This is a genomic window from Streptomyces sp. NPDC046859 (assembly GCF_040645135.1).
In the GTDB taxonomy this organism is placed as follows: Bacteria; Actinomycetota; Actinomycetes; order Streptomycetales; family Streptomycetaceae; genus Streptomyces.
Genome location: NZ_JBEYXR010000009.1, coordinates 156,234 through 178,089 on the forward strand (window position 1 = coordinate 156,234; position 21,856 = coordinate 178,089).

At 73.8% G+C, this 21,856-nt stretch carries 24 protein-coding genes and 1 riboswitch; of the genes, 13 read left to right on the forward strand and 11 right to left on the reverse strand.

Annotation, left to right across the window (positions count from 1 at the left end):
• The first annotated feature begins 30 nt into the window (after positions 1-30).
• The 3 genes from ABZ899_RS16340 (at position 31) to ABZ899_RS16350 (ending at position 4,829) form a co-directional block, all read left to right on the forward strand.
• Positions 31-2,487: a SpoIIE family protein phosphatase gene (locus ABZ899_RS16340; protein ID WP_361346067.1), complete on the forward strand. Its 2,457-nt coding sequence runs from the start codon at positions 31-33 to the stop codon at positions 2,485-2,487.
• 87 nt (positions 2,488-2,574) lie between these two features.
• Entirely contained in the window at positions 2,575-3,801 is a 1,227-nt protein-coding gene (locus tag ABZ899_RS16345; protein ID WP_361346069.1) for a SpoIIE family protein phosphatase, read from the forward strand.
• Positions 3,802-4,103: 302 nt separating this feature from the next.
• Positions 4,104-4,829 (forward strand): lysophospholipid acyltransferase family protein, encoded by a 726-nt coding sequence (locus ABZ899_RS16350; protein ID WP_361346071.1) that lies wholly within the window; start codon positions 4,104-4,106, stop codon positions 4,827-4,829.
• Here the strand turns inward: ABZ899_RS16350 and ABZ899_RS16355 are convergent.
• The 7 genes from ABZ899_RS16355 to ABZ899_RS16385 all read right to left on the reverse strand — a co-directional run bounded on the left by ABZ899_RS16355 (position 4,822) and on the right by ABZ899_RS16385 (position 10,094).
• Complete coding sequence (locus ABZ899_RS16355; RefSeq protein ID WP_361346073.1) at positions 4,822-5,604, reverse strand: urease accessory protein UreD; 783 nt, start codon at positions 5,602-5,604, stop codon at positions 4,822-4,824. The genes ABZ899_RS16350 and ABZ899_RS16355 overlap by 8 nt on opposite strands.
• On the reverse strand, positions 5,592-6,269 hold the full coding sequence (ureG, locus tag ABZ899_RS16360; RefSeq protein WP_361346075.1) for an urease accessory protein UreG: 678 nt from the start codon (positions 6,267-6,269) through the stop codon (positions 5,592-5,594). The genes ABZ899_RS16355 and ureG overlap by 13 nt, the downstream gene beginning before the upstream one ends.
• Before the next feature lie 38 nt (positions 6,270-6,307).
• Entirely contained in the window at positions 6,308-6,982 is a 675-nt protein-coding gene (locus tag ABZ899_RS16365; RefSeq protein WP_361346076.1) for an urease accessory UreF family protein, read from the reverse strand.
• Positions 6,983-6,994: 12 nt separating this feature from the next.
• Positions 6,995-8,716, reverse strand: coding sequence for an urease subunit alpha (locus tag ABZ899_RS16370; RefSeq protein ID WP_361346077.1), 1,722 nt, complete (start codon positions 8,714-8,716; stop codon positions 6,995-6,997).
• Complete coding sequence (locus tag ABZ899_RS16375) at positions 8,709-9,020, reverse strand: urease subunit beta (RefSeq protein WP_062668074.1); 312 nt, start codon at positions 9,018-9,020, stop codon at positions 8,709-8,711. The genes ABZ899_RS16370 and ABZ899_RS16375 overlap by 8 nt, the downstream gene beginning before the upstream one ends.
• Positions 9,021-9,028: 8 nt before the next feature.
• A complete protein-coding gene (locus ABZ899_RS16380) occupies positions 9,029-9,331 on the reverse strand; it encodes an urease subunit gamma (RefSeq protein WP_361346079.1) in 303 nt (100 codons plus the stop codon).
• 115 nt (positions 9,332-9,446) lie between these two features.
• Positions 9,447-10,094, reverse strand: a complete 648-nt coding sequence (locus ABZ899_RS16385; RefSeq protein WP_361346081.1) for a TetR/AcrR family transcriptional regulator — start codon at positions 10,092-10,094, stop codon at positions 9,447-9,449.
• A 107-nt stretch (positions 10,095-10,201) separates the two neighbouring features.
• Here ABZ899_RS16385 and ABZ899_RS16390 point away from each other — a divergent pair, with 107 nt between their 5' ends.
• The 3 genes from ABZ899_RS16390 (at position 10,202) to ABZ899_RS16400 (ending at position 12,905) form a co-directional block, all read left to right on the forward strand.
• A complete protein-coding gene (locus ABZ899_RS16390) occupies positions 10,202-11,218 on the forward strand; it encodes an ABC transporter permease (RefSeq protein WP_361346083.1) in 1,017 nt (338 codons plus the stop codon).
• Between the two features lie 370 nt (positions 11,219-11,588).
• Positions 11,589-11,882, forward strand: a complete 294-nt coding sequence (locus tag ABZ899_RS16395; RefSeq protein WP_361346085.1) for a hypothetical protein — start codon at positions 11,589-11,591, stop codon at positions 11,880-11,882.
• A gap of 338 nt (positions 11,883-12,220) precedes the next feature.
• A riboswitch (cyclic di-AMP (ydaO/yuaA leader) is annotated at positions 12,221-12,428 on the forward strand.
• A gap of 3 nt (positions 12,429-12,431) precedes the next feature.
• Complete coding sequence (locus ABZ899_RS16400; RefSeq protein ID WP_361346087.1) at positions 12,432-12,905, forward strand: C40 family peptidase; 474 nt, start codon at positions 12,432-12,434, stop codon at positions 12,903-12,905.
• Between the two features lie 160 nt (positions 12,906-13,065).
• Here ABZ899_RS16400 and ABZ899_RS16405 read toward each other — a convergent pair whose 3' ends face one another.
• Positions 13,066-13,524, reverse strand: a complete 459-nt coding sequence (locus tag ABZ899_RS16405) for an ATP-binding protein (RefSeq protein WP_361346089.1) — start codon at positions 13,522-13,524, stop codon at positions 13,066-13,068.
• A gap of 213 nt (positions 13,525-13,737) precedes the next feature.
• Between ABZ899_RS16405 and ABZ899_RS16410 the strand changes: the two genes are divergently transcribed.
• Both ABZ899_RS16410 and ABZ899_RS16415 read left to right on the forward strand, forming a co-directional pair.
• On the forward strand, positions 13,738-14,604 hold the full coding sequence (locus ABZ899_RS16410; RefSeq protein WP_361346091.1) for a helix-turn-helix transcriptional regulator: 867 nt from the start codon (positions 13,738-13,740) through the stop codon (positions 14,602-14,604).
• Between the two features lie 9 nt (positions 14,605-14,613).
• Positions 14,614-14,841, forward strand: coding sequence for a DUF397 domain-containing protein (locus tag ABZ899_RS16415; protein WP_361346093.1), 228 nt, complete (start codon positions 14,614-14,616; stop codon positions 14,839-14,841).
• Between the two features lie 54 nt (positions 14,842-14,895).
• Here ABZ899_RS16415 and ABZ899_RS16420 read toward each other — a convergent pair whose 3' ends face one another.
• A complete protein-coding gene (locus ABZ899_RS16420) occupies positions 14,896-16,023 on the reverse strand; it encodes an 8-amino-7-oxononanoate synthase (RefSeq protein ID WP_361346095.1) in 1,128 nt (375 codons plus the stop codon).
• Between the two features lie 146 nt (positions 16,024-16,169).
• On the opposite strand from ABZ899_RS16420, the gene bioB reads away from it, so the two are divergent.
• From bioB to ABZ899_RS16440, 4 genes are all read left to right on the forward strand, one after another.
• Positions 16,170-17,381: a biotin synthase BioB gene (bioB, locus tag ABZ899_RS16425; RefSeq protein WP_361346097.1), complete on the forward strand. Its 1,212-nt coding sequence runs from the start codon at positions 16,170-16,172 to the stop codon at positions 17,379-17,381.
• A complete protein-coding gene (locus ABZ899_RS16430) occupies positions 17,374-18,663 on the forward strand; it encodes an adenosylmethionine--8-amino-7-oxononanoate transaminase (RefSeq protein ID WP_361346099.1) in 1,290 nt (429 codons plus the stop codon). The genes bioB and ABZ899_RS16430 overlap by 8 nt, the downstream gene beginning before the upstream one ends.
• A 1-nt stretch (position 18,664) precedes the next feature.
• Positions 18,665-19,381 carry a dethiobiotin synthase gene (bioD, locus tag ABZ899_RS16435; protein ID WP_361346101.1) on the forward strand — a complete coding sequence of 239 codons (717 nt, stop codon included), beginning with the start codon at positions 18,665-18,667 and terminating at the stop codon, positions 19,379-19,381.
• A 92-nt stretch (positions 19,382-19,473) separates the two neighbouring features.
• Positions 19,474-20,175, forward strand: coding sequence for a class I SAM-dependent methyltransferase (locus ABZ899_RS16440; RefSeq protein WP_361346103.1), 702 nt, complete (start codon positions 19,474-19,476; stop codon positions 20,173-20,175).
• Between the two features lie 5 nt (positions 20,176-20,180).
• Here the strand turns inward: ABZ899_RS16440 and ABZ899_RS16445 are convergent, their stop codons facing one another.
• Both ABZ899_RS16445 and ABZ899_RS16450 read right to left on the reverse strand, forming a co-directional pair.
• On the reverse strand, positions 20,181-20,555 hold the full coding sequence (locus ABZ899_RS16445) for a fic family toxin-antitoxin system, toxin component (RefSeq protein ID WP_361346105.1): 375 nt from the start codon (positions 20,553-20,555) through the stop codon (positions 20,181-20,183).
• Between the two features lie 4 nt (positions 20,556-20,559).
• Positions 20,560-20,799: a hypothetical protein gene (locus ABZ899_RS16450; RefSeq protein ID WP_062668086.1), complete on the reverse strand. Its 240-nt coding sequence runs from the start codon at positions 20,797-20,799 to the stop codon at positions 20,560-20,562.
• Between the two features lie 211 nt (positions 20,800-21,010).
• On the opposite strand from ABZ899_RS16450, the gene ABZ899_RS16455 reads away from it, so the two are divergent.
• Positions 21,011-21,856 carry an ABC transporter ATP-binding protein gene (locus tag ABZ899_RS16455; protein ID WP_361346291.1) on the forward strand — a complete coding sequence of 282 codons (846 nt, stop codon included), beginning with the start codon at positions 21,011-21,013 and terminating at the stop codon, positions 21,854-21,856.

The following is a 21,856-nucleotide window of genomic DNA, read 5'->3' on the forward strand; positions in this document are numbered from 1 at the left end:
AGACCGCTCTCAGCGACAGAGAGGTCGGCCGTGGGCTCACAGGACGAGCGGAGCGTGGCCCGGCAGGGGCTCGACGTGGCGGACGCCGTGCCCGTGCTGCTCGACGCCCAAGGCGTGGTCACCGGCTGGACCCGGGAGGCCGAGCGCCTGCTGGGGTACCCCGCCGCCCGGGTCGTGGGGCACGGTGTCGCGCAGGTGCTGGCCGCGGACGACGCGGGCCGGGTGCCGGAGCTGATGGACCGGTGCCGCGGGGAGGGCGGCTGGGCGGGGCTGCTGACGGCGGTGCGCGACGACGACACCCGGCTGCGGCTGATGGCCCGGATCACGCCGGCCCTGGACGACGGCGGCCCCGCGCGGCGGCTGCTGCTCCTGTCGGAGCTCGCGGGGGCGCCGGGCTGGGACATGAGCCGGCAGGTGCTGGAGCAGATGGTCACCCGCTCCCCCGTCGGCATAGCCGTCGTCGACACCGAGCTGCGGTTCGTCTGGTCCAATCCGGCGCTCACGCAGTTCGGCGGGGGACCGCCGAGCAGCAGGCTGGGGCTGCGGCTCGCGGACATCCAGCCCGGTCTGGACGCCGAGAACATCGAGGCGCAGATCCGCCAGGTGCTGCTGACCGGTGATCCCGTCGTCGGCTACGAGCACGTCGGGCAGGTCCGGTCCGCTCCGCTGCGGGAGACCGCGCACATGATGTCGTTCACCCGGCTCGACGACGGGCACGGCAACCCCATGGGGGTGTACTACACGGTCGAGGACGTCACCGACCGGCACCGCACCCGCCGGCGCCTGGCCCTGCTCGACCGGGCCGGCGGGCACATCGGCCGCACGCTGGACGTCACCCGCACCGCGCAGGAGCTGGTCGACGTGGCCGTGCCGGGGCTCGCCGACGTCGTCGCCGTGGATCTGCTGGAGTCGGTGCTGAGCGGCGGTGAGCCGTCCGACGAGCCGCTGAGCGGCACGGAGCGGGTGCCGCTGCGGCGCGCCGGGTACGGGTCGGTCAGCCGGCGGGCGCCGGAGGCGGTCGTCGGCATCGGCGAGGTGGTCACCTACCCGGCCGGGTCGCCCCCGATCCGGACGCTCAGGACGGAGCGGTCCTGGCGGGAGCCGCGCCTGGACCCGCTGGGCGAGGCGTGGGCGGAGCACGTGCGCGGCGGAGGGGCCGCCATCTTCCTGGAGCTGGGGCTGCAGAGCGCGATGATCGTGCCGATCCGCGCGCGGGGCGTCACCCTGGGCCTGGCCACCTTCTTCCGGCGGCACCGTCAGGAGCCCTTCGAGGCGGAGGACCTCAGTCTCGCCGAGGACCTCGTGTCCCGGGCGGCGGTCTGCATCGACAACGCCCGGCGCTACAACCGGGAACGCGACGCGGCGCTGGTCCTCCAGCGCAGCCTGCTGCCGCACCGGCTGCCCGAGCAGGAGGCCCTGGAGGTGGCCGCGTGCTACCGCCCGGCCGACGAGCTGACCGGGCTGGGCGGCGACTGGTACGACGTCATCCCGCTGTCGGGGGCGCGGGTGGCCCTGGTGGTGGGCGAGGCCACGGGTCACGGCATCGACGCGGCGGCCGCGATGGGGCGGCTGCGGACCGCCGTACGGACGCTGGCGGTGCTGGATCTGCCGCCCGACGAGGTGCTGGCGCATCTCGACGACCTGGTGGCGCGGTCGGTGCGGGAGGAGGGCGTCGACCCGGGCGCGGCGGGGGCCGACAACACGCTGGGGGTGGGGGCGGGCTGCGTGTACGTGGTGTACGACCCGGTGGACGGGACGTGCACGATGGCGGCCGCGGGGCATCCGGCGCCCGCGGTGGTGATGCCGGACGGGCACGTCGCCTTCGTCGACCTGCCGCAGGGACCGCCGCTGGGGGTGGGCGGCCCGCCCTTCGAGTCGGTGGAGATGGCGCTGGCGGCGGGAAGCACGCTGGCCCTGTACACCGACGGGCTGACGGCCGGGGCGCGGTGGGCCGCGGACGCCGACCGGCAGCGGCTGCGGCAGGCCCTGGAGAAGCGGGCGGAGTCCCTGGAGCCGCAGTGCCGGGCGGTGGTGGACGCGCTGGTGCCGGACCGGCCGTACGACGATGTGGCCCTGCTGCTCGCGCGTACCCGGGTGCTCGGGGACGCGCAGGTCGCCGAGTGGGACCTGGCCGCCGACCCGGCCGGGGTGGCCGAGGCACGCCGGACGGCGTGCCGGCAGCTGGCGGAGTGGGGGCTCGACGAGCTGGCGTTCACGACGGAACTCGTGGTCAGCGAGCTGGTCACCAATGCGATCCGGTACGCCACGGGCCCGATCAGACTGCGTCTGATCAAGGAGCGCGCGCTGTTCTGCGAGGTCTACGACGGGGGTGCGACCGCTCCGCATCTGCGCCATCCCCGCACCACCGACGAAGGGGGGCGCGGACTGCTGCTGGTGTCGCAGTTCACCCAGCAGTGGGGGACCCGGTTCGTCCCCGAAGGGAAGATCATCTGGGCCGAGCAGTCGCTGACGGACGCACCGCCCTGACCTGCCGGATCATCCTCTCCGCAGAACAGCGGTACAGATGACCCATAGCGTGCGAAACTGGTCAGATCACGGCGTGAGGCAGGTGCCATGGGCGAGGTCGACTACGAGGCGGTCTTCCAGGCGCTGCCCGGCATGGTGGCCTTGCTGGACACCGATCTGGTCTACGTCGACGCCAACGAGGACTTCCAGCGGCTGTCCGGGCGCAGCCGGGAACAGCTCGTCGGCCACTACATCTTCGAGGTGTTCCCGGACAACCCGAACAACCCCGCAGCCACCGGGACGCGCAACGTGCGCGCGTCCATGCGGCGCGTGGCGGCCACCGGCGAGCGCGACGCCATGGCGCTCCAGCGCTACGACGTGGAGGACACGGGCAATCCCGGTCACTGGGAGGAGCGCTTCTGGAGTCCGATCAACGCCCCCGTGACCGGTCCGGACGGGAAGGTCGCGTTCGTGCTGCACCGGGTGGAGGAGGTCACCGAGCTCATCCGGGTACGGGGCGGCGCGGGCCACGACAGCCGGGCGCACATCCTGGAGGCGGAGCTGTACACGCGGGCCCGGGAGCTCCAGGAGCTCAACGAGCGGCTGCGGCTGGCCCACGCCCGCGAGCGCGAGGTGGCGCTGGCCCTGCAGGAGGCGATGCTGCCCGCGAGCCGGCAGGTGGGCGACCACCGCACGGCGGTGCGCTACCGGCCGGCGGTCGGCGCGCTCAACGTGTGCGGGGACTGGTACGACCTGGTCGACCTGGTCGGCGGGAACCGCATCGGGGTGTCCGTGGGCGACGTCGTCGGGCACGGCCTGCGGGCGGCCGGCGTCATGGGGCAGCTGCGCAGCGCGCTGAGCGCCTCGTCGCGGGTGGCCGCGGGCCCGGCGCAGGCGCTGGACGTGCTCGGGCGGTACGCGCACGTCGTCGACGGGGCCGAATCGGCCACCGCGGTCACCACGTTCATAGACTTCGACGCCCGGACGATCACCTACAGCAGCGCCGGCCATCCCCCGCCGGTCCTGGTGCACGCCGACGGCCGGGTGGAGTTCCTCGACCAGGCCACCGACACACCGCTGGACGCCCGTCCCGACCCGATGCGCCGGCCGCAGGCCGCCACGGCCTACGAGGAGGGCGCGACGCTCGCGCTGTACACGGACGGTCTGGTCGAGCGCCGGCGGGAGGACATCGACGTCGGTCTCGGCCGGCTCGCGCACGCGCTGGTCGAGCACCTCACCGCCACCCCGGAGGAGCTGGCCGACGCCGTCCTGCTGCAGCTGCTGCCTCCCGGCGGCGCGACGGACGACACGGCCCTGGTCATCGTGCGGCTGTGATGCGGGCGGTGCGGCTCCGGTACGGGCGGGCTCCCCGCCCGAGCCGCCGTGATCACGCCAAACCCGGAGACCGGCTTGCCGCGTACCGGCCCCGGGGACGAGGCTGGTCCGGCGGCCCTCCCCACCCGCAACACCCGCCAGCCGCCCGTCGTCTGACATACCGTCAGGCAGGGGGAGGTCAGCGGTCCGCGCCGGTTCCGGCGATCGGGCCCTGCGCCTACACTGACCCCCCCACGGCACACTGGCTGACCTGCCAGAACTTGGCGGCCCGAGCTGATCCGCCCGAGTGAGGAGCGCCCCCTTTGTTCTACTACGTCCTCAAATACGTGTTGTTGGGTCCTCTCCTGAGGCTGGTCTTCCGGCCCCGTATCGAAGGTCTGGAGCATGTGCCGGCCACGGGCGCGGCCATCGTCGCCGGCAACCACCTGTCGTTCTCCGACCACTTCCTGATGCCCGCGATCCTCAAGCGACGCATCACCTTCCTCGCCAAGAAGGAGTACTTCACCGGCCCCGGCATCAAGGGCCGGCTGACCGCGGCGTTCTTCCGCAGCGCCGGGCAGATCCCGGTCGACCGCACGGGCAAGGAGGCCGGCCAGGCCGCGATCCGCGAGGGCCTCGGGGTGCTGCGCAAGGACGAGCTCCTCGGCATCTACCCGGAGGGCACCCGCTCGCACGACGGCCGCCTCTACAAGGGCAAGGTCGGGGTCGCCGTGATGGCGCTCAAGGCCGGGGTGCCCGTGGTCCCGTGCGCGATGATCGGCACCTTCGAGGCCCAGCCGCCGGGCAAGGTCATCCCGAACATCCGCCCGGTGACCATCCGCTTCGGCGAGCCGCTGGACTTCTCCCGCTACGCCGGGATGGAGAACGAGAAGACGATCCTGCGGGCCGTGACCGACGAGATCATGTACGCCATCCTGTCGCTGTCCGAGCAGGAGTACGTCGACCAGTACGCGGCCGTCGCGAAGGCCGAGGAGGCCGCCGCCGAGGCGGAGCAGGGCCGCCGGTTCCCCCGGCTGCCCCTCAGGTGACCGGGGCCGCCGCACCGAGCAGCGCCAGCGCCTCGTCGAGCGTCGCGCGCAGCCGCCGCGCGTCCGGCGCGACCGCGCTCACGAGCACCGCCGGCCCCGCCAGGGGCAGCACTGCGGCGCTCTCCCCCAGAGCCCGGGGCGCGACCGGAGCGCTCGCGAACTCGGGACGCACGACGAGGAGCTGCCCGACGGCACGGTGGCCGCCGAGCCCGGCGGAACCGTCCCAGCCGCCCGGCGCACCCGGCCCGCAGACCAGTTCCTGATCGAGGACGAGCCGCCCCGCGATCCTCACGCGCAGCCGGCTCGCCAGCCGCCCCGGCTCCTCCCCCACCCGTCCGAGCACCTGCTCCTCGCGCAGCACGAGCCGTCCCGCGGCGCCGGCCTCGACCTCGGTGGTCACGGTCAGGTCGCTGCCGCACGCCGAGATCAACGGCTCCGGCAGCCAGTGCAGTTCGGCGTCGTCGGCCACCGAGAGACGGACGTCGTAGCGGGCCGGGCTCTTGTCCTGCCCCGGCAGCGCGAGGGTGGCCGCCGCCGATCCGGCGCGCAGCCGGGCGCCGCGGAGCACCTCCGCCTCGACGGTGAAGTGGTCGCCGCCGAGCGGCCCGCTCATCGCTCCTACGAGGAGGACGTTCGCCTCGCCCGCGGTGCCGCGGGTCCGCCGTGGCGCGAGCGGCCCGTCGCCGTCGAGGACCGGCAGCGCGGTGCCGCCCCGCCCGTCCGGCCGGGCGACGATCCGGGCGCGGGCCCGGACCCCGGAGGTCACGCCGTCCACGCGGCCAGCCGCGCCCGTACCCAGTCGGCGACGTCGCCCACGCCCGGCTCGCTCCTGAGCGACTGCAGGACGACGGGCAGTTCGGCCCGCTGCGCCTTGGCGTCGGCCGCCATCCGTGCCAGGTCGGCGCCGACGTACGGGGCGAGGTCGGTCTTGTTGACGACGAGGAGGTCGGCGGTGGTGACCCCGGGGCCGCCCTTGCGGGGGATGTCGTCCCCGCCCGCCACGTCGATCACGAAGATCTGGGCGTCCACGAGCCCCTTGGAGAAGATCGCGGTGAGGTTGTCCCCGCCGGACTCCACGAGGATCAGGTCGAGCGGTCCGACCCCGTCCTCCAGGTCCTCGACCGCCTCGAGGTTCGCGGAGATGTCGTCCCGGATCGCGGTGTGCGGGCAGGCGCCCGTCTCCACGGCCGCGATCCGCTCCGGGGGCAGCACGGCCTCGCGCAGCAGGAACTCGGCGTCCTCGCGCGTGTAGATGTCGTTGGTGACGACCGCGAGGGACAGCTCCTCCCGCAGCGCGCGGCACAGGGCGGCGACCGTGGCGGTCTTGCCCGAGCCGACAGGGCCGCCGAGACCGATGCGCAGGGCCCGGCGTGAACCGTCGGGACGGCGGGCGTCCGCGCTGAGGGCGGCGGGGCCGTCGTGGGTGTGGTCGAGGTGCATCGGACACGGCTCCTGTGGGTGGACGGTGAGGGACGGGGTCAGGATGCGAAGAGGCGCACCGGCCAGCCCGCGTGCGCCTGCGCCGAGATCTCCAGCAGGGGCGCGGAGGCGGCGGGCAGCGCCTCGGTCCCCTCGCGGGCCGCGCGCCGGGCCGCTTCCACCGCCCCGTCGGCGACGCGGTCGAGCTCCGGGGCCAGCCGTGCCAGTACGGCGGTGGCCTCGAAGGGGTCGAGGCCGAGCAGCCGCACCACCGCCGTCGCGGGCCCGCTGACCGACTCGTACGCCGCGCAGTGCGCCGCGTCGAGCGGTCCGAGTCCGGCGACCCGGGCGACGGCTCCGAGGACCACGGGCTGGTGCGCGCCCTTGGGGAACCTGGCGGCGAGGACGTCGAGTTCGGGGGACGGCCAGGTCCCGCGGGCCGCCCGCAGCAGTTGCCGGCCCAGCTTGCGCGCGGTCGTCCGCAGCGCCGGCGACGGCGTCCGGGCGTCGGCCGCGGCGTCCAGGACGGCCGGGTCGAGGCCGGCCGCGGCCGCCGCCGCGAGCGCGGCGGACACGAGGCCGGCCGTGTGCAGCCGGCCCCGGCAGAAGTCCTCCAGGCTCGGGGCGTCGGTGATCCGCCCGGCCCGGACGGCCGCCTCGGCCCCGCCGGAGTGGGCGTGTCCCCCGGCGGGGAAACGGCCGTCGGCCAGGACGAGCAGCGTGGCCCGTGTCATCTCCGGCCGCCCTCAGAAGAGGAAGTAACGCTGGGCCATGGGCAGTTCGGCGGCGGGCGTGGCCTCCACCAGCTCCCCGTCGATGTGCACGGCGAAGCTGTCGGGGTCGACGCGCACCTCGGGCCGCGCGTCGTTCTCCCGCATGTCGGCCTTGGTGACCCCGCGTGTCGACTCGATGGCCACGAACCGCTTGCCCAGCCCGAGCCGTTCCGGCAGCCCGTCCTCGATGGCCGGCTGCGCCACGAAGTTGACCGAGTTCGCGGCCGGCGCCCGGCCGATCGCGCCGAACATCGGGCGGGGCAGGATCGGCTGGGGTGTCGGGATCGACGCGTTGGCGTCGCCCATCTGCGCGTAGGCGATCTGCCCGCCCTTGATGACGAGGTGCGGCTTGACGCCGAAGAAGGCCGGCTCCCACAGCACCAGGTCGGCGAGTTTGCCGGTCTCCACGGAGCCGATCTCGCGGCCGAGGCCCTGCGCGAGCGCCGGGTTGATCGTGTACTTGGCCACGTAGCGGCGCACCCGGTGGTTGTCGGCGCGTCCGTCGCCGGGCAGCGGGCCGCGGCGCCGCTTCATCACGTGGGCGGTCTGCCAGGTGCGCAGGACGACCTCGCCGACGCGGCCCATGGCCTGGGAGTCCGAGGAGATGATGGAGATGGCGCCGAGGTCGTGGAGGATGTCCTCGGCGCCGATGGTGGACGGCCGGATCCGGGACTCGGCGAAGGCCAGGTCCTCCGGCACGGCCGCGTTGAGGTGGTGGCACACCATCAGCATGTCGAGGTGTTCCTCGGCGGTGTTGACGGTGAACGGCCGGGTCGGGTTGGTGGAGCTGGGCAGCACGTGCGGTTCGGAGACCACGGTCATGATGTCCGGCGCGTGCCCGCCGCCCGCGCCCTCGGTGTGGTACGCGTGAATGCCGCGGCCCGCGATCGCCGCGAGGGTGTCCCCGACGAAGCCGGCCTCGTTCAGGGTGTCCGTGTGGATGGCGATCTGCACGCCGGTCCGGTCGGCGACGGTCAGCGCGGCGTCGATGACGGCCGGGGTGGAGCCCCAGTCCTCGTGCAGTTTGAGACCGAGCGCGCCGCCGCGGATCTGGGAGAGCATCGCCTCCTGCGAGACGGTGTTGCCCTTGCCCAGCAGACCGAAGTTGACGGGGTGTCCCTCCATCGCCTCCAGCATCCGGGCCAGATGCCAGGGGCCCGGGGTGACGGTGGTGGCCTTGGAGCCCTCGGCCGGGCCGGTGCCGCCGCCGACGAGCGTGGTGATGCCCGAGGCGAGCGCCTCGTCGGCGATCTGGGGGCAGATGAAGTGGACATGGGCGTCGATGGCTCCGGCGGTGAGGATCCGTCCGTTGCCCGCGATGATCTCGGTCTCCGGGCCGATGACCAGGTCCGGGTGCACCCCGTCCATGGTGTCCGGGTTGCCGGCCTTGCCGATGCCGGTGATCCGGCCGTCGCGGATGCCGAGGTCGGCCTTGACTATCCCCCAGTGGTCGACGATCACGACCCCGGTGACGACGGTGTCCGGGGTGCCGTCGGCACGGGTGGCCCGGGACTGGCCCATGGACTCGCGGATGACCTTGCCGCCGCCGAACACGGCCTCGTCACCGGCGCGTCCGGGTCCGCCGGAACGATCCTCCTCGATCTCGACGAGCAGATCGGTGTCGGCGAGCCGGATGCGGTCACCGGTGGTCGGCCCGAACAGGTCGGCGTAGGCGGCGCGGGAGATCTCAGGCATCGAGGGCACCTCCGGTCTCGCCCCGCAGGCCGGGCACCACACGGGCGCCGGCGAGGGGGACGAGTTCGACGTCGACGGGGATGCCGGGCTCGAAGCGCACCGCGGTGCCGGCCGCGACGTTCAGCCGCTTGCCGCGGGCCGCGGCACGGTCGAAGCGCAGGCCGGGATTGGCCTCGGCGAAGTGGTAGTGGGAGCCGACCTGGACGGGCCGGTCGGCGGCGTTGAGGACGGTCAGCCGGGTGACCTCACGGCCCTCGTTGTATGCGATCGGGCCCTCGGCGAACAGGACTTCTCCGGGAATCATGGCCGCCCTCAGACGATCGGGTCGTGGACGGTGACGAGCTTGGTGCCGTCGGGGAAGGTCGCCTCGACCTGGACGTCGTGGATCATCTCGGCGATGCCCTCCATGACGTCGTCCCTGGTGAGCAGGGTCCGGCCGGAGGACATCAGCTCCGCGACCGTACGGCCGTCGCGGGCGCCCTCGAGGATGTGCGCCGTGATGAGGGCGACGGCCTCGGGGTGGTTCAGCCGGAGCCCGCGGGCCCGGCGCCTCTCGGCGACGTCGGCCGCCACGTGGATGAGCAGCCTCTCCTGCTCGTGCGGGGTCAGTTGCACGGCGTCCCACCTCACAGTCCTCGCTCCGGACCGTGCGGGGTCCGGTTGCCGACGCCGTCGGGCGAGGGCCCGGTGGCGTGGGTGGGCAGGCTAGTTGGGCCGCGTTTCGGGCGCGTTAACCCCGCGCGGGGCCGGCCGGGGCCGGGCCGTCGTCCCGCATGCTCATCAGGGCGCGCAGCCCCTGCTGCAGGACCTCGACGGGCGCGGGTCCGAACAGGGACTGCTGGGCGATGAAGCCGAGCACGGAGGCGATCATCGTGCGGGCTACGTGGTCCGGGTCCACGTCCGTCCGCATCATCCCGGCGTCCTGGTAGCCCTCGACGATCCGCGCCCAGGCGCCGCGCACCGAGCCGTAGCCCTCCCGCAGGACGGCGGCCAGCTCGTCGTTGCGCAGGGTCTCCGTCCACACCTGGATGACGAGCCGGGGGAAGGCGGGCCTGCCGTCGACGACCAGGGACGCGCGCTCGGCGAGGGTGCGGCCGAGGACGTGGGCGAGGAGCTCGTCCGGCGGTGGGGGCGGGCTCTGCCGCGCGGCCTCCTCGAACGCCGCGCGGACCGAGCCGAGCACCTCGGCGACGATCGCGCCGATCAGCTCCTCCTTGCCCGTGAAGTAGCGGTAGACGGCCCCCGCCGAGAGGTCGACCTCCTTGAGCACGTCCTGCATCGAGGTGGCGTGGAAGCCGTTGCGGGCGAAGCAGAGCGCGGCGCCGTCGAGGATCTGGCGGCGGCGCGCGTCGAGGTGTTCCTGGGATACGCGGGCCATGCCCTCAACGTAAAACGAACATTCCTTCTTGACAAGCACCGGTCGCCGCGAGCACGGTGGAACTCCAAAAACGAACGATCCTTCTTTTTAGATTCACGGGAGATCCCATGTCCTCGCCGTCCGCCACACCGCCCAGGAAGGCCGCATCCCGGCGCCTGGTCGCGGTGGTCGTGCTCGTCCCCGTGCTGGCCGCCCTCGCCCTGTGGGCGTTCGCCTGGCCGGCCGCCCGCACCGCGCCGCGCGACCTCCCGCTCGGGGTGGCAGGGCCCGCATCGGCCGTGACGCAGGTGGAGCGGCAGCTGTCCGCCCGCGACGGCGCGTTCGAGGTGCACCGCTACGCCGACGAGCCGGCCGCCCGCGACGCCATCGAGGACCGGGACGTGTACGGCGCGGTCGTCGTGACACCCCAGGGCCCCCGACTGCTGACCGCGTCCGCCGCGAGCCCGGCCGTGGCCCAGCTGCTGCAGCAGGCGGTGGCCGGGCAGGCGGCCGCCGAGGGGACGCGGGTGGAGACCGTCGACGTGGTACCGGCGCCCGATCAGGACCCGCGCGGGGCGGCGCTGGGCTCCAGCGTGCTGCCGCTCGCCCTCGCGGGCATCGCGGCGGGTGCCGCGGTCACCCTGCTGGGGCTGCGCGGCCTGGGCGCCGCGGGCGCCCTCGTGGGCACGGCCGCCCTGACCGGCCTGCTCGCGGCCACGCTGGCGCACAGCTGGCTGGGTGTCCTCACGGGTGACTGGTGGGCGGAGAGCGGGGTGCTCACCCTGATGACCCTTGCCGTCAGCGCCGCCGTCGCCGGGCTCGGCGCCCTCCTCGGACCGGCCGGCACAGGTCTGATGGCCGCCACCGTCATGCTCATCGGCAACCCGTTCTCCGGGGCGTCGTCGGCACCGCGGATGCTGCCGGAGCCGGTCGGGACGATCGGCCAGTGGCTGCCGCCGGGCGCGGGCACGACCCTGCTGCGTTCGGTGTCCTTCTTCGACGGTGCCGCGTCGGCCGGCCCCGCCCTCACCCTGACCTGGTGGGCCGCACTGGGCCTCGGCGCGGTCCTGCTGGGCGCCCGCCTCAAGGCGAACGCGACCACGAGGAGCCCTGCCCCGGCCCGCCGGCCCGCCCCCGCCGGCTGACCCCGCCCGCGCCGGCGGAACCACCGAACCGGCCGTGCGCCCCCGCTGCAGCGGACGGGGGTGCACGGCCTCGACGCGTCCGAGACGCGACAGGCGGCAGGGGGCGACCCAGCCCGACCTTCACGCCGGGGGGCCACCCGGGGCCTCAGGTGGGCTTCGGCCCCCGGTGCTCCGCCGTGCGGCCGAAGCGTTGGTGTGCGGGGAGCGGACGCGACCTCGCGGACCTGCGCGGCCGCGCCCCCAGGTGGCCGCCGATCCCGAGCGCGAGGCCGTGTTTCGACGCCCAGGAGGCGCTGTGGTACCGGCCGGTGGACCGCGCGGCCGCGACCGCCCGGACGAGGGGCGGTGACCGGAGGATGCCCACCCCGAGTTGCCGCCCCCTCCCGCGCCGACGCGCGCGGAGGCGGAGCCGATCGACCGTCACCTGGAGGTCGTGGACCTGCTGGGCCGTATCGACCCGGCGAAGGACGGCGACATCTACCGGGGCCTGCGCGCCGCCCGGGCGCTCGTCGGCAAGGCGGTCGCGCTCCGGGACGCGCCGGCGCCGACGCGCCGTCGGGGCGAGACGGAGCGGCACGCCCGCACGCTGGAGCGTGCGCTGCGCGTCCTGGACGGGGAGCGCCGCACGGCTCGCGTCACGCTGCCGCCGCGCTCCGACAGTTGACGGCGCCACAGCCGCGATCCGGACCCGCGGCCCGCCGCCGCGCGTCTGCCGCCACGCCGAAACGGACCGAATGGCGTACCCCCCGTCGGCGTATTCCGTACTCCTTCCGTGCGCTCGTACGGCTTGCGTCACGGGCGGGACACACAGCCGGATTTGAGCCTTCCGCCGCTGGTCCGGGGCTCGTCGGGCACCTGGCCACTTCCTCGAACGCAGTAGCGTCCACCCGAACGGGTGAGTGGTGAGTAACACCACAAATCCCCGGTTCCGTTGGGATTTTCGTTCTTCCGTGCGCCAAGATCCCTGACTGACGACAAGCCCCCGCCGCAGCGGCGGGGCGATCGGGGCGGACGCCGAGTCCTGCCGCCGCCCGGATGACCGGTCGACAGGAGTGGATCGGCAGGAGTGGAGGACCCGAGCAAGACGGGTCGCCGGTACGGACGTTCGTTCGAATCGAGCAACCCTTGGGGTGAAGCCGCGACGCGGCCGGGCAACTTCGCCAGCCCGAATCCGACAGGTCATCCTTCACAGGCGGCTGACGAAGGGTTGCGCATGACTGCGCTCAATCGTGTCCCGTCGCTCATGGCCAGGGCCGGTACGGCCTCGGCCCTCACTCTCGCCGCGGTGGGCGGCTCGATCGTGGCGCCCGGTCTCACCTCGGAGGCGGAGGCCGCCACACCGGCGACGAAGGCACTTCGGATCGCCGCCTCGAAGAAGGGGTCGCCGTACAAGTGGGGCGCCACCGGCCCGAACCGGTTCGACTGCTCCGGGCTCACGCTGTACTCGTTCAAGAAGGCCGGCAAGAAGCTGCCCCGCACGGCGGCCCAGCAGTACAACAAGACCCGCCACATCTCCGCCTCGCATCGCAAGGCCGGTGACCTGGTGTTCTTCCACTCGGGGTCGTACGTCTACCACGTGGGCATCTACGCCGGTAAGGGCAAGATCTGGCACTCCCCCAAGAGCGGTGACGTGGTCAGGCTGCAGAAGATCTGGACGAGGAGCGTCTGGTACGGCCGGGTGAAGTGACCCCGCGGGGCGCCCACGGCGCCCCCACCCCCGCCGGCGCCCTCCCGGAGCGCGGAGGGCGTCCGGCACGGGCCGGGCCCTCCGGCGCCTCCGGGGCCTCCCGGGGCCGGCGGGGGCGGAACGCGCCGCGCGGCGCCTCCTGCGGCGCCACGCGGCGCTCCTACGGCTCCTGCGGCGTCGCGACCGCGACCGGCGAGGCCGGTACGGTCCACGGCAGCTCGATGGAGACCGTCTTGCCGCCCTCGCGGGTCGGCCACACCTGCATTCGGCCGCCGCACTCGGCGGTCAGCCAGCGGATGATCACCATGCCCCGGCCGTTGTCCTGCTGGACGGCGGCCGGCAGCCGTTTGGGGAACCGCGGATGGCTGTCGGTCACCCCGATGCGCAGCTGCTCGTCGCGGTCGAGTTCGAGGTCCACCGTGAAGGTGGGCGACTGCCCGAGGGTGTGCTGGACGGCGTTGGTGGTCAGTTCGGAGACGATGAGCCGGATGGTCTCCGCCGCGTCCGTGTCCGATGGCAGCCCCCACTCGGCGAGCGTGGTGATGACGTAGGACCGGGCCGCGGAGACCGAGGCGGGATCGCTCGGCAGAGTGACGGATGCTTCCAGATGGTCTGCCATGGCGACGTCGTCCCTTTCCGACGGGACCGCAGTCCGACACGGAGCGGAGGGTTCGAGTACGGTCCCGGACTGGTGCTTCGCCGCCAGACTGCCACCACCGCGACGGTCACGGGTGCCGATCCACCAAGATATGCATATATCTGTCGCTCGAAGCGGTGAACTCTGCGACGGCAGACCGTATTTGGGCGGCCCGGTCGGAGTAAGGAGTTGCCCATGCAGCACGGCCCGGCGGTACGCCGCCGGAAACTGGGCGCGGAACTGCGTGCGTTGCGCACCGGGACCGGGCTCACCAGTGGTGAGGCGGCCCGCCTGGTGGGCTGGCACCAGTCCAAGGTGAGCCGTATCGAGACGGGCGCCAGCGGGGTGAAACCGGCCGATGTGCGATTACTGCTCGACGCCTACGGCGTACGGGACGCCCGGCTGCGGGAGGTGCTGCTGGCGCTGGCCGGTTCCGACGCGGCGGGTCGGCACCACTGGTGGCACGCCTACCGCGGGGTCCTGCCGCCGACCTACCGGGACTTCATCAGCCTGGAGTCCCAGGCGAGCGCGATGCGCACCCTGGAGACCTCCGTGGTGCCGGGGCTGCTGCAGACGCCCGAGTACGCGCGGGCGGTGACCCGGGCGGCGACGGGCGGGACGGACGACGGCGCCGACGACCGGCTCGACGCGCTGGTCGCGGTCCGGCTGGCCCGGCAGGAGGTGCTGCGGGCCGATCCACCGCTGCGGCTCAGCGCCGTGCTGGACGAGGCGGTGCTGCGCCGGGAGGTCGGCGGCCCCGAGGTGATGCGGCGCCAGATGGAGCGCCTGCTGGAGGCGGCGCGGCTGCCCCAAGTGAGCCTGCAAGTCCTGCCGTTCACGGCCGGTGAGCATGTCGGCATCACCGGACCTTTCGTTATCTTCTCATTTTCGAGCACTTCTGATCTGGACGTGGTGGTTCTCGACCACTTGACGAGTAGCCTCTATCTCGAACGGAAAGAAGACCTCCGGGCCTACACGGAGGCCTTCGACACCCTTCGGCTCCACGCCCTTTCACCCGAGGAATCGCTGGATCACATCGCCGCGATAGGTGGCGGCGCGTAAGGAGGCACCATGACCGCACTGCCTCGGAACCTCAGGTCGAGCACCGAACTGGCGGACGCCCGTTGGCTGCGCAGCAGCTACAGCACGGGCGCGAACAACTGCGTCGAGACGGCCCGGCCGCACTCCGGTCCCTGGACCGGGCTGCTGGCCGTGCGCGACTCGAAGGACCCGGCAGGACCCGCGCTGCTCTTCTCCCTCGAGAGCTGGTCGGGTTTCACGGCCGCGCTCCAGACCTGATCGTTCCTGATCACTTCTGCCCGCTCCGGTGCCGCCCGGCCGTGTCACGCCGACTCATGGTCGTGTCGTACCGATGACCCGTACAGCGCGTTCGATCTGTCCCTCGGAGAGGTCCGCGCGGGCGGTCAGCCGCAGCCGTGAGATGCCGTCCGGTACGGAAGGCGGACGGAAGCAGCCCACGGCGAGACCCGCCGCACGGCACTCGGCCGCCCACCGCACGGCCCCCTCCGGGGACGGCGCCCGTACGGAGACGACCGCGGCGTCCGGACGCACCGCCTCCAGACCCGCGGCCGTCAGCCGGGTGTGCAGCTCGCCCGCCACCGCGCGGGCCCGCGCCGCCCGTTCCGGCTCACGGCGCAGCAGCCGCAGGGCCGCCAGGGCGGCACCCGCCGGCGCGGGGGCCAGCCCCGTGTCGAAGATGAACGTCCGGGCGGCGTTGACCAGGTGGTCGATCACCCGGGCCGGGCCCAGCACGGCACCGCCCTGGCTGCCGAGCGACTTGGACAGCGTGACGGTCACGACGACGTCCCCCGCGCCCGCGAGACCGGCCGCGCGCGGAGCGCCCCGGCCGCCGTCCCCGAGGACGCCGAGGCCGTGCGCGTCGTCCACGACCAGCCCGGCACCGTGCTCCCGGCACGCCTCGGCGTAGGCGGCCAGCGGGGCGGCGTCGCCGTCGACCGAGAAGACGGTGTCGGAGACGACCACCGCGGGGCCGTCGTGCGTGCGCAGCGCCTTGCGCACGGCGTCCGGGTCGGCGTGCGCGGCGACCTGGGTGGTGCCGCGGGCCAGCCGGCAGCCGTCGATGAGCGAGGCGTGGTTGCCCGCGTCGGAGACGATCAGCGAGCCGTGCGGTGCCAGCGCGGTGACGGCGGCGAGGTTGGCCGCGTAGCCGGACGAGAAGACGAGCGCCGCCTCGAAGCCGCAGAAGGCGGCCAGTTCCTGCTCCAGCTCGGCGTGCAGTTCCGTCGTACCGGTGACGAGCCGGGAGCCGGTCGCGCCGCCGCCCCACGTCCGCGCGGCGCGCGCCGCGCCCTCGACCACCTCGGGGTGCCGGGCCAGGCCCAGGTAGTCGTTGCTCGCGAGGTCGAGGAGCGGGGAGTCGGCGGGGCGGGGGCGCAGGGTCCGTACCAGGCCGGCGCGGCGGCGCTGGTCCGCCTGTTCGTCGATCCAGCCGAACGCCATGGCTCCTCCGGGCTTTTGTAGGCAGTGCACAGACACTAGCGGCCGGGACCGCCGCCCACGGTGTGGCAATACCCACACATCGAATCGACAGGGTTGTGCAAACTCACCTTGGCTCGGGCCCCCTCCGTACGTCAGGATCACCTCCCATGGACCTGCTGAACACGCTGGTGGACAAGGGGCTTCGGCGCGAGCTGCCGACCCGCGAGGAAGCACTCGCCGTTCTCGCCACTTCCGACGACGACCTGCTCGACGTGGTGGCCGCGGCCGGCAAGGTGCGCCGGAAGTGGTTCGGCCGGAGGGTGAAGCTGAACTATCTGGTCAACCTCAAGTCGGGCCTGTGCCCGGAGGACTGCTCGTACTGTTCGCAGCGGCTCGGCTCCACCGCCGGCATCCTCAAGTACACCTGGCTGAAGCCGGACGAGGCGTCCCAGGCCGCGGCCGCCGGTTTGGCGGGTGGCGCCAAGCGGGTGTGCCTGGTGGCGTCCGGGCGCGGCCCGACCGACCGTGACGTGGACCGGGTCTCCGAGACCATCAAGGCCATCAAGGACCAGAACGACGGCGTCGAGGTGTGCGCCTGCCTCGGGCTCCTCTCGGACGGGCAGGCCGAGCGGCTGCGCGAGGCCGGCGCGGACGCCTACAACCACAACCTCAACACCTCGGAGTCCACGTACGGGGAGATCACGAGCACCCACACGTACGCCGACCGGGTGGACACGGTGAACAAGGCGCACGCGGCCGGTCTGTCCGCCTGCTCCGGGCTGATCGCGGGCATGGGCGAGAGCGACGAGGACCTGGTCGACGTCGTCTACGCGCTGCGTGAGCTGGACCCGGACTCGGTGCCGGTCAACTTCCTGATCCCGTTCGAGGGGACCCCGCTGGCCAAGGAGTGGAACCTCACCCCGCAGCGCTGTCTGCGGATCCTCGCGATGGTCCGGTTCGTGTGCCCGGACGTCGAGGTGCGCATCGCCGGCGGCCGTGAGGTGCACCTGCGCACCCTGCAGCCCCTCGCGCTGCACCTGGCCAACTCGATCTTCCTCGGCGACTACCTCACCAGTGAGGGCCAGGCCGGCCAGGCCGACCTGGACATGATCGCGGACGCCGGCTTCGAGGTGGAGGGCGCCGACCAGGTGACCCTGCCGGAGCACCGGGCGACCGCGGCCGGGGGCGGCTGCGGATCGCAGGGAAGCGCGGGCTGCGGGTCCCACGAGAGCGCCGGGTGCAGTTCGCACGCGGACGGCGGGGTGTGCGGTACGTCCGCTCCCGGTACGGCCGCTCCCGCGCCGGCCGCCGAGCCGCGCACCGACCTGGTCGCCGTCCGCCGGCGGGGCGCCGGAACGGACCTCGCGCCCAATGCCTGAGCTGCCCGGCCTGGGCGTGCCCGAGCTGCTGGACCTCGACCGGCGGCACGTCTGGCATCCGTACGGCCCGATGCCGGGCCGCGCCGAACCGCTCGTCGTGGAGTCGGCGAGCGGGGTGCGGCTGCGGCTCGCCGACGGCTCGGGCGAGCTGGTCGACGGCATGTCGTCGTGGTGGTCGGCCATCCACGGCTACAACCACCCGGTCCTCAACGAGGCGGCGCACGAGCAACTCGGGCGAATGAGCCACGTCATGTTCGGCGGGCTCACGCACGAGCCCGCCGTACGGCTGGCGAAGCTCCTTGTCGACATGTCGCCCGACGGCTTGGAGCACGTCTTCCTGGCCGACTCCGGCTCGGTGTCGGTCGAGGTCGCGGTCAAGATGTGCCTGCAGTACTGGCGTTCGCTGGGACGGCCCGGCAAGCGGCGGCTGCTGACCTGGCGCGGCGGCTATCACGGCGACACCTGGCAGCCGATGTCGGTGTGCGACCCCGAGGGCGGGATGCACGAGCTGTGGGCGGGTGTGCTCCCGCGCCAGGTGTTCGCCGACGCGCCGCCGGCCGAGTACGACGAGGCGTACGCCGAACGGCTGCGGTCGCTGATCGAGCGGCACGCGGACGAGCTGGCGGCGGTGATCGTCGAGCCGGTGGTGCAGGGCGCCGGCGGGATGCGGTTCCACTCCCCGGCGTATCTGCGGGTGCTGCGGGAGGCGTGCGACGCGCACGGCGTCCTGCTCGTGTTCGACGAGATCGCGACCGGCTTCGGGCGCACGGGCGCCCTGTTCGCGGCGGAGCACGCGGCGGTGACCCCGGACGTGATGTGTGTCGGCAAGGCGCTGACCGGCGGCTATCTCACGATGGCGGCGACGCTGTGCACGGCACGCGTCGCCGACGGCATCTCGCGCGGCGAGGTGCCGGTGCTCGCCCACGGCCCGACCTTCATGGGCAACCCGCTGGCGGCCGCGGTCGCCTGCGCGTCGATCGAGCTGCTGCTGGGCCAGGACTGGCGGGCCGAGGTCGGGCGGATCGAGGCGGGGCTGCGGTCCGGTCTGGCGCCCGCGGCGGATCTGCCGGGCGTCAAGGACGTACGGGTCCTCGGCGCGATCGGTGTGGTCCAACTGGACCACGAGGTGGACATGGGGGCGGCGACGGCGGCCGCCGTGCGCGAGGGAGTGTGGCTGCGGCCGTTCCGCGACCTGGTCTACACGATGCCGCCGTACGTCACGGGCGACGCCGACGTCGCACGGATCGCCCGCGCGGTGTGCGCGGCCGCACGAGAGGGCTGAGATGCCGGTACTGGTGGTCACGGGCACGGGCACGGAGGTCGGCAAGACGGTCACGACCGCGGCGGTGGCCGCGGCGGCGCTGGCCTCGGGCCGTACGGTCGCGGTGCTCAAGGCCGCGCAGACGGGCGTGGGCCCGGACGAGGACGGGGACGCGGCCGAGGTGGCACGGCTCGCCGGTCAGGTGACCACGGCCGAAATCGCCCGCTATCCCGACCCGTTGGCCCCGGCGACGGCCGCGCGGCGGGCGGGCCGGGCGCCTGTCCGTCCCGCGGAGGTCGCCGAGGCCGCCGCGAAGCTGGCCGCCGAGCACGACCTGGTGCTGGTGGAGGGGGCCGGCGGGCTGCTCGTCCGCTTCGACGAGGCGGGCGGCACCCTGGCGGACGCGGCCGAGCTGATGGCGGCCCCCGTCCTGGTGGTGGCGTCGGCCGGTCTCGGCACCCTCAACACGACGGAGCTGACGGCCCGTGAGCTGCGGCGCCGGCGGCTCGACCCGCTGGGTGTGGTGATCGGCAGCTGGCCCGGCGAACCGGACCTGGCGTCCCGCTGCAACGTGGCGGATCTCCCTGAGGTCGCGGGGGCGCCGCTGCTGGGCGCGGTGCCCGCGGGTGCGGGCGGGCTGCCGCCCGCCGGGTTCCGGGCGGCCGCTCCGGACTGGCTGGCGCCCCGGCTGTTCGGCCGGTGGGACGCGGACGGGTTCCGGGAGCGGACGGCGCACTGAGGCGTCGCGGGGGGCTGTTGCGCGCGGCGGGGGTGCGTCCGCGTCGTTCGGGGGAGAATCGGGAGTGAGTCCCGTACTGCCCGGGAGGTCCCATGGCCCTGCGATCCGCCCGTGCGGGCGCCCGCCCACGCGACGCCGTGCACCACCCGGTGTTCGCCCGCTGCTACGCCAAGGTGAGCCTCGGCGCCGAGAGCCGGATGGGCATGGCCCGGATCCGGGAGCGGCTGCTGGGCGGGCTGTCGGGCCGGGTGCTGGAGATCGGCGCGGGCAACGGCCTGAACTTCGCGCACTACCCGGCCACGGTCTCCGAGGTGGTCGCCATCGAACCGGAGCGGACGCTGCGGCGGTTGGCGGTGGAGGCCGCGCTGCGCGCCGAGGTGCCCGTGGACGTGGCGCCGGGCACGGCGGAGGCGCTGCCGGTCAAGAGCGAGGGCTTCGACGCGGTGGTGCTGTCGCTGGTGCTGTGCAGTGTGCGGGACGTGCCGCGGGCACTGTCCGAGGTGCGCCGGGTGCTGCGGCCCGGCGGGAGCGTGCGGTTCTTCGAGCACGGCCGGGGCGGCGGGCCGGTGATGCTCCGCACCCAGCGCGTGCTGGACCGTACGGTGTGGCCGCTGGTCAGCGGCGGCTGCCATGTCTCGCGCGACCCGGTGGCGGCGCTGCGGGACGCGGGTCTCGAACTCGGCCCGTACCGGCGGGTGATGGTCCCGGAGAAGGGACCGGCCCTGCCGTCGTCGTACTGCGTGCTGGGCACGGCGTGGCGGGCGGCCGAGGGTGGGACGTCACCCGGCCGGTAGGGCGCTCACAGGCTCCAGCTCTCCAGTTCCCGCGCGATGTCCTGCACGGACGCCTCGCCGCTGTGCACCAGGCGGGCGAGGTCGCGGACCTGTTCGGGCGAGGTGACGACCTTGAGGCCGCTGGCCACGAGGTAGGCGTAGGCGACCGCGGCGGCGAACATCGCGTTCGAGCGCTCCAACGCGGGGACGTGCATGAGCAGTTGCAGCAGGGAGGCGGCACGGGCCTGAGGGCTGCCGTAGACGGGGACGTCGAATATCTCGGCCTGATGACGGGCGACGGCGGCGACGAGGGCGCCCCAGTCGGTGACCCGGGGGTCGCCCGGTGTGCGCTTCTCGGCAACCATGAGCAGCCAGGCGAGATCGATGGTCAGCGGGCTCAACGGATCAGTGGCGCCCTTCGCGCGGGCCCTCGCGGTCGGTGCCGAACTCCTCGGCGAAGACCGACTCGTACTGCTTCATGAAGTCGGCCGCCGCCTCCACGAAGGTGTGGCCGACCTCGCCGGTGTCCTGGCGGACGAGCTCCTCGATGTAGCGGTTCACGCTCATCCCGCGGGCCAGGGCGCGTTCGCGGGCGGCGCGGGCCGTGCCCTCGTCCACTCTCACGTTCAGCTGGGTCTTCGCCATACTTCGAAGCTAGCGCGCGGGCGCTAGCACGGCAAGCGTCCTCCCGGCGGCAGCGGGTGCCCCTTACACCGGTCCCGGGTCCCCCACCTGGGTCGGAGGCGGCGCGGCACCGCAGGAGGATACCCGGTGTGGGGTGGATCACATTAGGCTCGGCGGCACCGAGAAGGGCGGCGTCCCGGCGGCCGCCGTGGCGTCCCGTGAGGAGGCGGCCTTGTCCACAGCAACTGCGGAGTACGTCCCCGGTCCCGCGCCGGCCGAAGGAGTGGCGGCCCGCGCCCGCGGGCTGACCAAGGCGTACGGCTCCGGCGAGACCGCCGTGCTCGCCCTCGACGCGGTGGACGTGGACATCGCGCGCGGCCGGTTCACGGCGGTGATGGGGCCCTCGGGGTCGGGGAAGTCCACGCTGATGCACTGCCTGGCCGGTCTGGACGACGTCTCGGCAGGACGGGTCTGGCTCGGCGACACCGAGATCACGGGGCTGAAGGACCGTGAGCTGACCCGGCTGCGGCGGGACCGGATCGGGTTCATGTTCCAGTCTTTCAACCTCATCCCGACGCTGACCGCGGCGGAGAACATCACCCTGCCCATGGACATCGCGGGCCGCCGGCCCGACGAGGCGTGGCTGGCCCAGGTCGTCGACACGCTCGGGCTGCGCGACCGGCTGCGGCACCGCCCCTCCCAGCTGTCCGGCGGCCAGCAGCAGCGCGTCGCCTGCGCCCGCGCGCTCGCCTCCCGGCCGGAGCTGATCTTCGCCGACGAGCCCACGGGCAACCTGGACTCGCGGGCCGGCCTGGAGGTGCTCGGGTTCCTGCGCGAGGCCGTCGACCGGCTGGGGCAGACGGTCGTCATGGTCACCCACGATCCGGGGGCCGCCGCCCACGCCGATCTGGTGCTGTTCCTCGGGGACGGGCGGATCGTCGACGAGATGCGGCGCCCCACGGCGGAGGCCGTGCTGGAACGGATGAAACGCTTCGACGTGATCCGCGGGGCCTTCGAGGACGGCGGGCGCGCCCCGGGCGTAGAGGCCGGGGAGGGCCCGGCGCTCGGGAAGGGCTGA

Excerpts from the sequence above, each read along its gene's own strand:
- ABZ899_RS16345 (WP_361346069.1), top strand. The coding sequence starts at position 2,575 with ATGGGCGAGGTCGACTACGAGGCGGTCTTCCAGGCGCTGCCCGGCATG.
- ureG (WP_361346075.1), bottom strand. The coding sequence starts at position 6,269 with ATGCACCTCGACCACACCCACGACGGCCCCGCCGCCCTCAGCGCGGAC.
- ABZ899_RS16365 (WP_361346076.1), bottom strand. The coding sequence starts at position 6,982 with ATGACACGGGCCACGCTGCTCGTCCTGGCCGACGGCCGTTTCCCCGCC.
- ABZ899_RS16370 (WP_361346077.1), bottom strand. The coding sequence starts at position 8,716 with ATGCCTGAGATCTCCCGCGCCGCCTACGCCGACCTGTTCGGGCCGACC.
- ABZ899_RS16375 (WP_062668074.1), bottom strand. The coding sequence starts at position 9,020 with ATGATTCCCGGAGAAGTCCTGTTCGCCGAGGGCCCGATCGCATACAAC.
- ABZ899_RS16385 (WP_361346081.1), bottom strand. The coding sequence starts at position 10,094 with ATGGCCCGCGTATCCCAGGAACACCTCGACGCGCGCCGCCGCCAGATC.
- ABZ899_RS16390 (WP_361346083.1), top strand. The coding sequence starts at position 10,202 with ATGTCCTCGCCGTCCGCCACACCGCCCAGGAAGGCCGCATCCCGGCGC.
- ABZ899_RS16400 (WP_361346087.1), top strand. The coding sequence starts at position 12,432 with ATGACTGCGCTCAATCGTGTCCCGTCGCTCATGGCCAGGGCCGGTACG.
- ABZ899_RS16405 (WP_361346089.1), bottom strand. The coding sequence starts at position 13,524 with ATGGCAGACCATCTGGAAGCATCCGTCACTCTGCCGAGCGATCCCGCC.
- ABZ899_RS16410 (WP_361346091.1), top strand. The coding sequence starts at position 13,738 with ATGCAGCACGGCCCGGCGGTACGCCGCCGGAAACTGGGCGCGGAACTG.
- ABZ899_RS16415 (WP_361346093.1), top strand. The coding sequence starts at position 14,614 with ATGACCGCACTGCCTCGGAACCTCAGGTCGAGCACCGAACTGGCGGAC.
- ABZ899_RS16420 (WP_361346095.1), bottom strand. The coding sequence starts at position 16,023 with ATGGCGTTCGGCTGGATCGACGAACAGGCGGACCAGCGCCGCCGCGCC.
- bioB (WP_361346097.1), top strand. The coding sequence starts at position 16,170 with ATGGACCTGCTGAACACGCTGGTGGACAAGGGGCTTCGGCGCGAGCTG.
- ABZ899_RS16430 (WP_361346099.1), top strand. The coding sequence starts at position 17,374 with ATGCCTGAGCTGCCCGGCCTGGGCGTGCCCGAGCTGCTGGACCTCGAC.
- bioD (WP_361346101.1), top strand. The coding sequence starts at position 18,665 with ATGCCGGTACTGGTGGTCACGGGCACGGGCACGGAGGTCGGCAAGACG.
- ABZ899_RS16440 (WP_361346103.1), top strand. The coding sequence starts at position 19,474 with ATGGCCCTGCGATCCGCCCGTGCGGGCGCCCGCCCACGCGACGCCGTG.
- ABZ899_RS16450 (WP_062668086.1), bottom strand. The coding sequence starts at position 20,799 with ATGGCGAAGACCCAGCTGAACGTGAGAGTGGACGAGGGCACGGCCCGC.